The sequence below is a fragment of the Corynebacterium felinum genome, from assembly GCF_030408755.1.
Taxonomy (GTDB): Bacteria; Actinomycetota; Actinomycetes; order Mycobacteriales; family Mycobacteriaceae; genus Corynebacterium; species Corynebacterium felinum.
The window spans coordinates 2,735,322-2,747,555 of the sequence record NZ_CP047209.1; the positions used below are offsets into that span (position 1 = coordinate 2,735,322).

Sequence of the window (12,234 nt, forward strand, 5' to 3'; positions counted from 1 at the left end):
AGTGTCCAAGCAGTCTATTTCGCGTATCGACGTCGAATCCAACTCGTCTGTGGATGTTCCGGCGCTGCAGGCGCTGGGGTTGAAGGTGGGTTATAGTGCGCAGCGGACTATTTTGGAGGATATTTCGCTTGCGATTCCCACGGGTGAGTTGACGATTATTGTGGGCCCGAATGCGTGCGGTAAGTCAACGTTGTTGCGTGCGCTGGCACGGGTGTTGCCTTCGCAGGGGACGGTGTTGCTTCAGGGTGAGGATATTAGGCAGTTGCATCCGAAGCAGATTGCGCGCCGGTTGGGTTTGTTGCCGCAGTCGCCGACTGCCCCCGATGGGATTGTGGTCTATGACTTGATTGCTCGTGGCCGCTATCCGCATCAGGATATTTTGGGCCGGTGGACTCGCGCTGATGAGGTTGCGGTTGCTTCGGCGATGGCGCGCGCGAATGTGGCCGATATTGCTGATAAGCGCATTGATGAGCTTTCTGGTGGTCAGCGTCAGCGCGTGTGGTTGGCTATGGTGTTGGCGCAGGATACGCCGGTGGTTCTTCTTGATGAGCCCACCACGTATTTGGATATCACCCACCAGGTTGAGGTGTTGAACTTAGCCCGTGATCTCCAGCAGTCGGGGGCAACGGTGGTGATGGTGCTCCATGAACTAACGTTGGCGTTTCGCTATGCCACGAATTTGGTGGTGATGAAAGATGGGCAGATTATTCGCCACGGCAAGGTATCGGAGGTAGTCACCGAGGAATTATTGAAGGACGTGTATCGCCTCGATTGCCGTTTGGTGGATGATCCTGAAACCGGCCGCCCCATCGTGGTGCCACGAGCATAAAAATTTTTCACCAGAAACATTCCCGCCAGAAACTTATCAAAAAATGCGCTGGCGGGGTTTCCCACACTTTCGCTACTACATTCGAAAAAGTAAAATAATACCAGCCTCTCTACAATTTTTTCACTAGCAAACATCCTCCCCTGACCACGCCATCTTCATCAATGGATTCACACAGAATCCTCAACCGACCCAGCGACACACTGCCAAAATTCAAACATTATAACCCAAAATCTTTGCCACCTATTGCAACAATTATCCGCAATATAGTTGCCAATTTACGTCAGACATCTTACATTTCAAGCTAATATCTAAATCAATTAAGTGTCGCATAAACAATTGCACCCGCCGATATTTATTGTTACCCTAGGGGCAAATTCATTACTTTGATAGCGATCCCACTCGCGGAGAGCATATGCGCAATGGTCACTGGCGTTCAATCGACATGGCTTAGATGAAGAGTTGCCGGAAATTCATTAATACAGGTGATTCTTCATTTTCTCCCCATTCATTCGTTTTATCCTGCGAGAAAAGGATTCACCAATGTCATCACAGAACCCAACAATGCGGGCAAATTCCATCCATTCCCGTTTCAAACTAATTGGTTTAACATTGCTGGCTTTTGCAACCGTTTTCGGCACCATTCAGATCACCAATGCTCAAACTTCTTCACAATGAGGTTTTCTCACCAGAGTATTTTGCGGGCTAGGTGTAGGACGACTAAAGCAGTTTTTGCGATGGCTGTAATGGTTTTAGGGCATAGTGTTACACGCCGTAGTGCTTTGAGTTGTTTGAGCATGGCGTTTGCTCGTTCTGATGGTGCTCGCAAACCGTTAAGACGACGGTTGTACTCGTATTCGTCATCTGCCAGATTCCTTCCTCTGATCGGTGTGTGTACGTTGTGACCTGCACCAATGTAGCCTTTGTCGGCAAGAACGCAAATATCAACAGTGCTTATTGCATCAAGAACATGCTCACGCGCTGCTGTGATGTCGTGGGTTGATCCAGGAGATACTGAGGATACCCATAGTGGGTACCCACTCTCGTCAGTGAGCACCTGTACATTGCCACCAAATGCCTTATGTTTTCCGGAATACCACAGATCGTGACGGTTTTTCGGGTTCTTTCTCGCTACGCGGTCTGTTCGGATGAGTGTTCCGTCAAGGCAGACGAAAAGATTATTGGCGTCCTTGGCATGGCGTAGTGCGTCGATGAGGGTGGGAGATTTGGCGGAAACAACCCTGAGTGCTTCATGGATGTAGCGGTAGCCTGTGGCTTGTGAAACACGAGCATCACGAGCAATAGTAGCGATACTTGTTGCTTCATAAAGCCAGCGTAGAAGCATAATTGCTTGCTCCCAACACGTTGTGGCACGTTGATGGGGGCGAAGGTCATGTCGACGGCGATGAGCTTGAAGCCAAGCGCTGATGGTACGTGCAGTGGAAATTGGGACGTCAAGTGTGGCAGAATAGCGAAGCACGCGGGAGTTCCTTTCAGTTTGATTTTCCTGTATCAAAAACCATTCTGAGTAAGAACCCCGCGTGCTTTCGTTACGACACACCCACAAAACCCCCAAAACCACAGGTCAGCGTTTCAAACGCATTTCCCCGGTGAGAAAACCTCAATACAAAGAGCACAACACACCGCTACATTCGATGGAGCAGCAACAACCCATTTCTGACGCAGATCTGATTAAAGCTTTGATGTTTGGCACCGGCCCGTTAGCGGAAAACATAGGAATACCGCTCGCACTACCGCCAAGCGTGGATCGTATGGTCTACGACCAGGAAGTCGAAGAAATCGTTGCTGAGTTAACACGAATACATTCTGACTCCCTGCAACCAGCCCTGAAGCAATTGCGCGATTCAGACCCTGTGGTTGTAAGCCAAGGACTTGAAAAAGTCACTACTATCACCACGGAATTTACACACCAGGCTCAAGCTGATCCACAAATGTATTTCCCTCCAATTTGTGGAATCGTTATACTCTGCTTGCCGTTTACTTATCGGACTGCTCCATACCGATTCCGCTATCGATACCCTGCCGTTGTTGCCCTTAAATATTGGGGAAGTAAGGACAATCAAGCAGTCCAAGAAACCTTAGTTACCAATATTATCGATAGCGTGCATGCGCGAGAGTAAAACCAATCGCTTCACTACGCACTAAAGCGTCATCCTCGCTTTCCTCTTACCAAATCCCCTTTGCGCCAAAAATGCTTGCTTTTGGGGCAAAGGGGTTGCAACACACGCTATCCAAGCGCGCTGTTTGCTAATTTCCAGTGAAGAACTTTCGAGGTTTTTCTCTTTTGGAATCGAATTTTGGAAGTCTATTCTTCCATATACTCCCCCTTCAGCCTATATTCACATCGAAACGCATAACACTCATTTTTACTTTTCCTGTTTGTTTTTACGGTCGCAAGTACACGCTTGTGGCACAAATGACCGTTCAGAAAACCCCACCAAAGCCAGCTCCTGAACGCTCATTCAACTTCCATCCTTTTTTAATCATTATTTTCCATTGGAGGAGATAAAAATGGAATCTTTAATCTTCCAACGCTCCCAAGACACATACCGGAAAATCCTTGCTCGATCACTGAAGGTGATTATGGCAGTGGTTATGAGCACCGTTGTGTTCTCCGGAGGCTTTGTTCCCGTCGCACAGGCGCAAAGTCACCGTCTTTCGCTCATGGACATTTCAGCCGATGCAGATCCGAGCACCAAAGCAACCGATGACGATATTCTCAAAGGTTTAGTTTTCAGCACCGGTCCTGTAGCCGAAAGAATGGGTTCCAAAGTGCTCTTACCAGCACATATCACCGAAGCAGATTTTGCACATGAAGTCGATCAAGCAATTGGTGAGCTCAAGGAACTTTACAAGGATGACCTGACCGCTTCGATTCGCCGTGTGAAGAGCGATGACCCGATTGAAGTTCATCAAGGCCTTGACGATATGAGTGAGATTGTCGCACGTTACGCGGATTACAAGTATCCCGAAATTGCTCAAGCCTCAGTTAATACATCACCGTCTGGTTGTGGCATAGTCATCGTTTGCGTAGCGACAACGGCAGTCACGGTTCACAAGGTTGCGTTTCTGAACGCTGGTGTCGTTGTTACAGCAGCTTCAGCTGTTTTCGTGGTGCACTGGCTTACGAAGTGGCGTACACGCGGGCGCTTTGATGCAAATGCAGCATCACAAGAAACGGTTGTTGTTGATGTTATGAAGGCCATTCGTGATGACAAGATTCGAGTATGATCCTTCAGCAACGAAGCTGAAGGCTACCCCCATCATTGCTTTCATCACTATTGCCACTGTGATCATAGTTCAGATGTGGGCGTGGCTTCCAGCTTCGGAGCTTTACGGATCTAAGGCGCGATCCAAAGTCCTTGCTGTTCGTACTTTCACGGTTCAAGGTTGGGCGTTTTTTACTAAATCTCCGCGTGAAAAACGCACTATCGGTTTTGTCCGCGTTCCCGAAACAGACACTTGGGAACCCATAGCGCGTGGGCCCAATTTGTCTTTGCAGTATTTTTTCGGCCTCAATAGAAGTGCGCGGCTTACCGAAGTGGATACAGAATTACTCACCAACCTCATCCCTGAACAGAATTGGAAAGAATGCGACAACGTTACGCATTTTGAAAAGTGCGTTCCCGAGTCTCCCTCGATAACCATCGATAATCCCACAACAAATCCTCAGATTTGTGGCGATATTGTGATGACAAAGTCGGAGCCAGTGCCGTGGGCTTATAGAAACCTACGCGATGGAATGCCTGGTCAAGTAGTTAAGTTGAACGCCGTTTGCCACTCGGAGAAGAAATGAATTCAGTAATTACGCGACGTCGATCTTTTGGTGAGTTTCTCGCGACTGTCGGCACGATCATGATGGAGGCAAACCCTCACCGTCGTTTAGCTGGAATTGCTCGTTCGCTTCTTGGCTTCGGCACTTTTCTCACTTTTATTCTTACTCCCCGTGACGCCTTGTTCTTTTCTTCCGAATCGGCTCCACACGGTGCAGTCTGCGAAGGCTCTTTTTCACGAGTTGGGCTCTATTGCGCACTCGCACCAAATTGGACGCTATCATACGTGTTCACTTTCATTATTTTGATCGCTGTCATGTCTGGCGTGCTGCCAGGCATTGTGAGCTGGATACACTTCTGGTTCCAGTGGAGCTTTGCTTCCCAATCTCCAATTGTTGACGGCGGTGATCATATTGCCCAAGCTCTCGCGCTCATCTTCATACTTTTTCATTTCGGTGATACGAGATTAACCCATTGGCATAACCACCCACCCAACAAGCCTCTCCCCGTTTTTCGTTTGTCATTGTGGTGGGCTGCCATCATCTTGTTTATGGTTCAGGGTTTCGTTGTGTATTTCCATGCAGCGGTAGGAAAGTTCGTTGTCCCAGAATGGCTCAACGGCACTGGCGTATGGTACTGGATTTCCGATCCTACATTCGGACCGCCTAGCTTTATCGCAACGCCATTGCTGTGGATTTTTGGTTTACCATATCTCGGTCAATTCGCGACTTATCTCGTGTTGATTGTGGAATTTGTCTTAGGCATAGGCTGTCTATTCAGATCACAATTCAAGAAAATTTTGTTTATCATAGGCATAATTCTCCACACAGGTTTTGCGATCACATTTGGACTTTGGTCGTTCCTCATCTCCATGGCAGCGCTGCTAATCATGCACCTGCTCTATTTCGACCATGTCAAAAAAGATCGCTCACCAACAACTAGCCCTTCGAAACGCGAGTAAAGATGGAAGAATTTATCATTCAGCATCCTTGGCTGGTCTTTTTCGCTCTTACGATAATATCCGCAGTGCAGGCAACAAAGACTCGCAAGAGCATGGAAAGAAATTCGACTTGGAAGTATCCCCCGGAAGCCACGATGCCACATGACGAGGCGCATCCACTCGACCCATGTGCCGGGTCGAAACTTCATTGGAGGCTTGCCACCCTTTGGTTCACTAGTGGTGCTATCACCGCATATCAGGCGCATACAGGCACAGATACTATTTGGATCGCCACCGTCTCGTTCGCCAGCATATTGGTCGGCGCCATACTCAGCACTGCGACGCGCATGGTTGCGAACAAAGCTGCTAAGCAAGATACACCACCGCAACAATCCACATTCACCCCCACCAATAACTCGCCGTTCCTTTAACACCCATTGAGGATTTCTCACCGAGGAAATGCGCATGAAACGCTGACCTGTGGTTTTGGGGGTTTTGTGGGTGGAACGTCAACGAAAGCACGCGGGGTTCTTACTCAGAATGGATTTTGACAAAGAAAACTACCATGAGAAGAACACCGCGTGCTCCGTTATTCTGCCACAAGACTCCGTCACAACGTGATGCGCGAGTTCAGGCAATAATGTCGCAGCAAGACATGCCTTGTAACAGCAACGCCCTGATCAACTGCTCAGAATCACGGCAGGCATCTTTCTATGTAACGCGTGCAACCGGGTTGCTGGGTGCTACTCCAAAGATAACATCACTGGCGATGAAAAGCGCTACGCGATCCTCACCCAAGCGCTACACGCTAGTTACCACACCGCTACGAACTACACGTTCGCAACAGAGCACGCTTTAGGCGCTGGGGTTTTCAATATTCTTAAAACCAATTCCAAGTGGTAATCCGACATTATCAGTCAGGCGCACGCCACCTAAGGTGATGCCTGCAAACAGGCGGGCGTCGCCCACCTGAGGGGCAGGGCCCAAATTCAATGCGGTCACCTTCACAAAATCAGGTACCACACCACTAGCCTGCAACACCTCACGCACCACCGCGCACACAGCCTCCTGGCCAGCCTCCGCAGCATGAGCCCCGGCGGTCACAGCGGCAGCAAGCGCCAACGCCTGCTCCCTATACTCCACAGGAATCATCGTGTTACGCAGCGAAATCGCCACACCATCTGGCATACGTACCGTGGGCACCGAATGAATCGTGACAGGAATGTGCAAATCAGTCACCGCCTGCTGCACATTCACCAACAGCTCATAATCCTTCTCCCCCAACACCAGATCAGAAGGACCAATCGCACCCACAAGCGCAAGAATCCGACTCGCATCCACCCTAAGCAACTCAGGGTCTTCCATCCCGTTATCGTTCACCATCACACCACCGCGTAAACCATGCGGCCACAAGGAGTGATCGCTGTACCTAGCGACGGCGTCGACACGCTCAGCAGCCACATCGTGCTGCGCAACCGAATCGTGGGCGGCAACAATAACCACACTGCCAGGAATACGCCGCGCCGCACGAATCAACGCACAATGCCCCGCATGCACCCCAGCACCCACAACCACCAGCACCACAGGTTTACCCTGCTTACGGAAAGCAGAAGCAATCATCGACGCCCGAGCAACATCACAATCCTGAGCAACACCGAATTCAAAAGCCATAATGTGTTAACCACTCACTCCATCAAGAAAATCCACGCCTAAACGATACAACTTTCCCCCACCCATCAACTTTTCAACCGCCGCAATCGTGCGCACATCACGCAACGCAGGCGCAAAAAACTCACACAAACCACGAGCCTGCTCATCCGCAACCGCAGAAAACACCAGCCACCATGCCACTAACGCCTGCGTTTGCGGCCAATCCTCAGCAGCCACCTGAGTCACGGGAACACCAAGCGGCTGAAGTAAAAGCTCCGCAACCACCGCGCCAAGCTCATCAAAAGTGCACACCGCACACCCGCGCTGCTGCGGCAAAACCGCAATATCTAAACAGCCAGAAACCTCAGGTGCTAAGGCCAGACAATGATTGAGCACAATAGTATTTGGGCGCAGAACATCCGCAAGTGCTTCAAGCTGCTGCTCAACCACGGAATCAGTCACACCCAGAATCACCATCTCAGGCGCATCGTTAAGTGTCACCTGCACATGGCCAGCTTGGAGCAAATCTGAGGTGAGAAACGAATGCCCAACAACACAAAACCTCAGTTGTGGTGGGTTAACGCTCATTATGTCGTTTCTTCATCAAATCAGCAACGCTCAAGCCACCCGTCTGATCATCCTGGCGACGGCGACCATGCGACGCCTCCCGAACAGGTGGAACCGGGGTTTCGACAACCCGATCTTCTTTACGACGCCGACCCCCCGAAGACCGCGGCGCTGACGTGCCGTAATCCGAGGATGCAGCAGAATGCGCAGGGGTATAACCACCACCAGAATAGGTGCCATACCCAAAACTCGAACCATATCCTGCACCCTCCGACACCGAGGAACGCTGCGGCTCAAAATCACCCACCAGTGGCTGGGGTTCAGCGGAAGTACCCACCCAGTTCACCGCATCAAAGCTACTAGTGTTAAACGTTGGGGTGTACGGCTCATCATTGGTTGCGACATCAGCCGAATCATCATATGCAGCATCCAGGCTGGAATAGTCTGAGTATTGTGTTGTGTCATCGTAGCTGTAACTCGACGCATACTCGGAGTAGTCCGGCTCAGCCTGCGGCTCTGTGGCTTGCTGATAGCTGGAGTAGTAGTCACTAGTGTCAGCTGCGTAGGAAGAATCACCAGCCTCATAGCTGGTATCGGCTGCCAAAGCCTCCTCCTGTGCCGGGTATGAGTCGTAGCTATAACCGCCGTACTCATAAGACGTGGTGGTGGGCTGCTGCGTGGGCGAATACTCTTCGGCGGAATACTGCGAATCCGAATACTCGGAAAAATCCTGTTCCGAATACTGGGCATCCGAATACTCCGGCTCAAAAGCAACAGCCCCCTGATCAGATCCACTCTGAGCATGAGTTGCGCCGTAGCCCGAATAATCAAAATAATCCGGCTTTTCCGCTACCGGCTCCACAATCGGTTCCGGAGCTGGCGCTGGTGCTGGTGTTGCGGTGGGAGTGTGCGGTGGTTGTGGTGTTGCCACAAAAGAACCAGTCGAGCTTTGGTCGAAGGTTTCTACCGGCATAGCGCTCGGCGGTGCTTGGGTATCCTCTAGCTCGCGAATCCGCACCGCCTCAGCACGCAACACGGGGCTGTGCTCGGGGAACACAGTGCCTGTGATTGCCTCCAACTGGCCGCGCACCTGGGCGAGCTGCTCGCTGATATCCGCAAGGGCCTGGTTGGACATTTCCTTCGAGCGGGTCGAAATTTCCTGCTGAATTTGTGTCTCGCGCATCATGCGCTGCGTTGCGTGGCGCTTTTCCGCCTGATCCAGCTTTGCCTGATACATCGAGCGCTGTACTTCTAAATCACGCTGGTATCGGAAGGCCACAAACACGCCTAAAAGCACAGCCCACAACGCAACCAACATGGCGATCTTAATCGCGCCTACTGAGCTGAACATCAGCATCATGGCGCTGGCAATAACAGCCAGCAAGATCAGCACGACAACAAGAAATTGATTGCTGTCGCGCGTCACCTTTCCGGGCTGCCGATCGCGGTTGGTTTTGCTAGTCATGCCTTACAACTTACCTCATAAGAAAATTCTAAGCAGATTCTGCGTCCGTCGGTGGCGGGGCTTGGCAGGCTCTTTCCAACCACAATCCTGCAGCACTCAGGGCAAATCCGCCGAGGAGTGCGCCGATCACTTTCGGCGTATCCTCACCGGCGGCGGTGAGCATGCTGATGCGGGGAATGATGTAGATAGCCAAACCGAGGTACCCCCCACCAAAAATAGCACCAGTCCACGCGCTGGCTTTGCCCATGACCAAAAAATTCGCGGCACGGGTTGGTTCCAGCTGGCTTTTATCAAAACCAATCCGGTTATCTTTGATCCGGCCCTTGACCACAACCGCCAACAGTGCGCACAGTCCCGCCATGGCCCACAAGGTGATGGCCACTGAGGTCGGCACAGGTGGGAAATAGCTATACATTTGCGCCACCACAATGAATGTGGCGGCTGCGCAAAACCCGGCCATGCCGATCAGTGCAGCGAGATGTGTTGGCTTCACGGTTTAAATCTCCTGGATAGATTCCACGTCGGCAGGATCGAGTCCTGCCACGAGATCCGCAACTTTGAGCCCACGAAGGCACGCGTTCGGATCCGCTTGAAGCCACGGTACCAAAACAAACGCACGAGACTTCGCCCACGGGTGCGGCAGCATCAATTCGGGATCGTCTTGAACAAGCTCCACCCCATCTTGTGTCACCTGCACAATATCGACATCTAAGGTGCGTGGCCCCCAGCGGCGTTCCCGCACCCGATCTGCTGCATCCTCCAGCGCTTGGCCGCGGCGCAACAGTTCGAGGGGGCTGCAGTGTACTTCGACGATGAGCACAGCGTTGAGGAATTCGTCTTGATCCACCACTCCCCACGGCGGGGTGGAGTACACGGATGAGCGCGCAATGGTTTCGTCAGCAAAGTGCTCAAACACTGTTTCGAGGAGCTTATAGCGATCCTCCATATTTGAGCCGATGGACAGTACTGCGCGGATTGTTTCCATGTGTTATCCCTTCCTGCCGCGTTCCCTCGAACGGCGCGCAACCACAGCCACGTCGTGGAAGGTGCGTGGAATTGGTGCGTTGGGTTTATGCACTGTTACTTCCACTGCGAACAGTTGCGGGAATTCGCACATGATGTTCTCAGCGATGGTTCCTGCTACCTTTTCGATCAGATCGAAGCTGGGCCCGGTGAGCACCTGATAGGCGATTTCAGCAAGCTGTGCATAGTTAACGGTGTGTGCAAGATTGTCAGTCTCCACTGCTGCGCTGAAGTCGAGCCAGCAGCACAGATCAACGCTGAAGTCTTGGCCCTGGCGCTTTTCATCCGCAAAAACGCCGTGGTAGCCGTAGCCGTGGAGCCCTTTGAGTTCAATGCGGTCAGCCATGCTTATGTCCCTTCGTTCCAGCGGTAGGCAACTTTCACGGCGGCAGCGGTGCTGGCCACGTCGTGCACGCGCACGCACCAAGCACCCGCGTGTGCAGAAAGCGCGGAGACTGCGGCGGTGGCGGCGTCGATGTCGCAGGCAAGTTCTTTGATGAAGCGCTTGCGTGACGCCCCGATTAAGAGGGGGTATCCCAGCTGGTGGAAGGTGGGGATGCCGTTCAGCAGCGCCCAGTTATTTTCGGCGGTCTTCGCAAATCCGAGTCCTGGATCTAGGCTGATGTTGCCCTCCTTCACCCCGGCAGCAAGAGCGCTATCGACGAGTTTTTCGAGTCCGGTATACACGTCGTTGACAATGTTTCCACTTTCGTGGGCGGCCCCTGCCGCGTCCCCGAAGCGTTCGGTTTTCCAGTGCATGAGGCACACGGGAAGCTCGATGTTTGCCATCACGCCGAGCATATCGGGGTCGGCGAGTCCGCCGGACACATCGTTGATCAGCCCCACACCAGCATTGGCGGCACGATCCGCTACGCGTGCACGCATGGTATCGACGCTGGTTGTGATTCCACAGGCGCTGAGCTCCTCGATAACGGGAATCACGCGGCGCAGCTCGACCTCCTCGTCGACGCGTTGTGCGCCTGGCCGGGTGGATTCGCCGCCGATGTCGATGATGTCGGCACCGGCGTCGATAAGCTCGTGTGCGTGCGCGATCGCGGCGTCGAGGTCAAGGTAGCGCCCGCCGTCGGAGAAGCTATCTTCGGTGATGTTGACAATCCCCATCACCAGGGTGTGGTTGCGTGTGCGAAACAGCGGGTGCTGATGTGTGTGCACTGGCTATCCCCGAATCAAGCTGAGTGCTTCGGCGCGGGATGCGGCGTTGGTTTTGAACCCGCCGCGCACCGCTGAGGTGGTGGTGGATGCGCCGGGCTTGCGGATGCCGCGCATGGCCATACACAGGTGCTCACATTCGATCACGACAATCACGGATTGCGCTTCAAGCTTATCGACGAGCGCATCTGCCACCTGACTGGTCAAGCGCTCCTGCACTTGGGGTCGCTTCGCAAACATATCGACGAGCCGGGCAAGCTTAGACAAACCAGTAACTTTGCCCGACGCACCCGGAATGTAGCCGATATGCGCCTTGCCGAAAAACGGCACCAAGTGATGCTCGCAGGTGGAATAGATCGGAATATCTTTCACCAACACCAATTCGCGGTGATCTTCGCTGAACGTTTTATTCAGCACCTCGGTGGGGTCGGTGTGCAAGCCCGCAAAAATTTCTTGGAAAGCACGAGCCACTCGAGCCGGGGTTTCGACAAGACCTTCCCGATCGGGATTTTCGCCGACGGCAAGCAGCAGCTCACGGACTGCCGCTTCGGCGCGCGCCTGATCAAAAGTAGACATATTAGGAGCGCTCTCCTTCATCGGTGACGGAACGATCTGGATTAAGGTAGCCAGGTGCGCCACCACGTGGGGTGTCATCAGCATCGGCGGAATCCGCGTGCCGCGACGCCCATTCGCGGCGGAAGAATTCAGCACTGAAACTTTCTTCGCTCGCCACTGCCTTCTTCGCTGCTTCGACTTCTTCATCGGTGATCCGGCTGAAGGTGGCGGTATCTTCCGGCTT

The 12,234-nt window shown here is 52.5% G+C and carries 15 protein-coding genes; 6 read left to right on the forward strand and 9 right to left on the reverse strand.

Annotation, left to right across the window (positions count from 1 at the left end):
* The first annotated feature begins 1 nt into the window (after position 1).
* The gene (locus CFELI_RS11485) at positions 2-829 is read left to right on the forward strand and encodes an ABC transporter ATP-binding protein (RefSeq protein ID WP_277104461.1); all 828 of its coding nucleotides are present in this window, start codon (positions 2-4) and stop codon (positions 827-829) included.
* A 682-nt stretch (positions 830-1,511) separates the two neighbouring features.
* Here the strand turns inward: CFELI_RS11485 and CFELI_RS11490 are convergent.
* On the reverse strand, positions 1,512-2,306 hold the full coding sequence (locus CFELI_RS11490) for a transposase family protein (protein WP_290258955.1): 795 nt from the start codon (positions 2,304-2,306) through the stop codon (positions 1,512-1,514).
* A gap of 61 nt (positions 2,307-2,367) precedes the next feature.
* On the opposite strand from CFELI_RS11490, the gene CFELI_RS11495 reads away from it, so the two are divergent.
* The 5 genes from CFELI_RS11495 to CFELI_RS11515 all read left to right on the forward strand — a co-directional run bounded on the left by CFELI_RS11495 (position 2,368) and on the right by CFELI_RS11515 (position 5,991).
* On the forward strand, positions 2,368-2,967 hold the full coding sequence (locus tag CFELI_RS11495) for a hypothetical protein (RefSeq protein WP_290259032.1): 600 nt from the start codon (positions 2,368-2,370) through the stop codon (positions 2,965-2,967).
* Between the two features lie 391 nt (positions 2,968-3,358).
* Positions 3,359-4,078, forward strand: a complete 720-nt coding sequence (locus tag CFELI_RS11500) for a sporulation delaying protein family toxin (protein ID WP_277103777.1) — start codon at positions 3,359-3,361, stop codon at positions 4,076-4,078.
* The gene (locus tag CFELI_RS11505; protein WP_277103778.1) at positions 4,059-4,643 is read left to right on the forward strand and encodes an SdpA family antimicrobial peptide system protein; all 585 of its coding nucleotides are present in this window, start codon (positions 4,059-4,061) and stop codon (positions 4,641-4,643) included. The genes CFELI_RS11500 and CFELI_RS11505 overlap by 20 nt, the downstream gene beginning before the upstream one ends.
* Positions 4,640-5,581: an HTTM domain-containing protein gene (locus CFELI_RS11510; protein WP_277103779.1), complete on the forward strand. Its 942-nt coding sequence runs from the start codon at positions 4,640-4,642 to the stop codon at positions 5,579-5,581. Before CFELI_RS11505 ends, CFELI_RS11510 begins: the two co-directional genes overlap by 4 nt.
* 2 nt (positions 5,582-5,583) lie before the next feature.
* A complete protein-coding gene (locus CFELI_RS11515; protein WP_277103780.1) occupies positions 5,584-5,991 on the forward strand; it encodes a hypothetical protein in 408 nt (135 codons plus the stop codon).
* A 424-nt stretch (positions 5,992-6,415) separates the two neighbouring features.
* On the opposite strand, the gene CFELI_RS11520 is transcribed toward CFELI_RS11515, so the two are convergent.
* Genes CFELI_RS11520 through folE form a run of 8 tightly spaced genes read right to left on the reverse strand, consistent with a single transcriptional unit; the run spans position 6,416 to position 12,032 of the window.
* Complete coding sequence (locus tag CFELI_RS11520; RefSeq protein WP_277103781.1) at positions 6,416-7,231, reverse strand: pantoate--beta-alanine ligase; 816 nt, start codon at positions 7,229-7,231, stop codon at positions 6,416-6,418.
* A 6-nt stretch (positions 7,232-7,237) separates the two neighbouring features.
* Positions 7,238-7,798 carry a hypothetical protein gene (locus CFELI_RS11525; protein ID WP_277103782.1) on the reverse strand — a complete coding sequence of 187 codons (561 nt, stop codon included), beginning with the start codon at positions 7,796-7,798 and terminating at the stop codon, positions 7,238-7,240.
* Positions 7,788-9,242 (reverse strand): DUF6779 domain-containing protein, encoded by a 1,455-nt coding sequence (locus CFELI_RS11530; RefSeq protein WP_277103783.1) that lies wholly within the window; start codon positions 9,240-9,242, stop codon positions 7,788-7,790. Before CFELI_RS11530 ends, CFELI_RS11525 begins: the two co-directional genes overlap by 11 nt.
* Before the next feature lie 28 nt (positions 9,243-9,270).
* The gene (locus CFELI_RS11535; RefSeq protein ID WP_277103784.1) at positions 9,271-9,735 is read right to left on the reverse strand and encodes a DUF3180 domain-containing protein; all 465 of its coding nucleotides are present in this window, start codon (positions 9,733-9,735) and stop codon (positions 9,271-9,273) included.
* Between the two features lie 3 nt (positions 9,736-9,738).
* The gene (gene folK, locus CFELI_RS11540; protein WP_277103869.1) at positions 9,739-10,218 is read right to left on the reverse strand and encodes a 2-amino-4-hydroxy-6-hydroxymethyldihydropteridine diphosphokinase; all 480 of its coding nucleotides are present in this window, start codon (positions 10,216-10,218) and stop codon (positions 9,739-9,741) included.
* A gap of 12 nt (positions 10,219-10,230) precedes the next feature.
* Positions 10,231-10,611 carry a dihydroneopterin aldolase gene (gene folB / locus CFELI_RS11545; RefSeq protein WP_277103785.1) on the reverse strand — a complete coding sequence of 127 codons (381 nt, stop codon included), beginning with the start codon at positions 10,609-10,611 and terminating at the stop codon, positions 10,231-10,233.
* A 2-nt stretch (positions 10,612-10,613) separates the two neighbouring features.
* Positions 10,614-11,387 (reverse strand): dihydropteroate synthase, encoded by a 774-nt coding sequence (folP, locus tag CFELI_RS11550; protein WP_277103786.1) that lies wholly within the window; start codon positions 11,385-11,387, stop codon positions 10,614-10,616.
* Positions 11,388-11,441: 54 nt separating this feature from the next.
* Positions 11,442-12,032, reverse strand: coding sequence for a GTP cyclohydrolase I FolE (folE, locus tag CFELI_RS11555; RefSeq protein WP_374724706.1), 591 nt, complete (start codon positions 12,030-12,032; stop codon positions 11,442-11,444).
* Positions 12,033-12,234: the final 202 nt, after the last annotated feature.

What these genes read in the sequence shown, in the direction of transcription:
- CFELI_RS11500 (WP_277103777.1), top strand. Translation starts at nt 3,359, where the DNA reads ATGGAATCTTTAATCTTCCAACGCTCCCAAGACACATACCGGAAAATC.
- CFELI_RS11505 (WP_277103778.1), top strand. Translation starts at nt 4,059, where the DNA reads ATGACAAGATTCGAGTATGATCCTTCAGCAACGAAGCTGAAGGCTACC.
- CFELI_RS11510 (WP_277103779.1), top strand. Translation starts at nt 4,640, where the DNA reads ATGAATTCAGTAATTACGCGACGTCGATCTTTTGGTGAGTTTCTCGCG.
- CFELI_RS11515 (WP_277103780.1), top strand. Translation starts at nt 5,584, where the DNA reads ATGGAAGAATTTATCATTCAGCATCCTTGGCTGGTCTTTTTCGCTCTT.
- CFELI_RS11520 (WP_277103781.1), bottom strand. Translation starts at nt 7,231, where the DNA reads ATGGCTTTTGAATTCGGTGTTGCTCAGGATTGTGATGTTGCTCGGGCG.
- CFELI_RS11525 (WP_277103782.1), bottom strand. Translation starts at nt 7,798, where the DNA reads ATGAGCGTTAACCCACCACAACTGAGGTTTTGTGTTGTTGGGCATTCG.
- CFELI_RS11530 (WP_277103783.1), bottom strand. Translation starts at nt 9,242, where the DNA reads ATGACTAGCAAAACCAACCGCGATCGGCAGCCCGGAAAGGTGACGCGC.
- folB (WP_277103785.1), bottom strand. Translation starts at nt 10,611, where the DNA reads ATGGCTGACCGCATTGAACTCAAAGGGCTCCACGGCTACGGCTACCAC.
- folP (WP_277103786.1), bottom strand. Translation starts at nt 11,387, where the DNA reads ATGGGGATTGTCAACATCACCGAAGATAGCTTCTCCGACGGCGGGCGC.
- folE (WP_374724706.1), bottom strand. Translation starts at nt 12,032, where the DNA reads ATGAAGGAGAGCGCTCCTAATATGTCTACTTTTGATCAGGCGCGCGCC.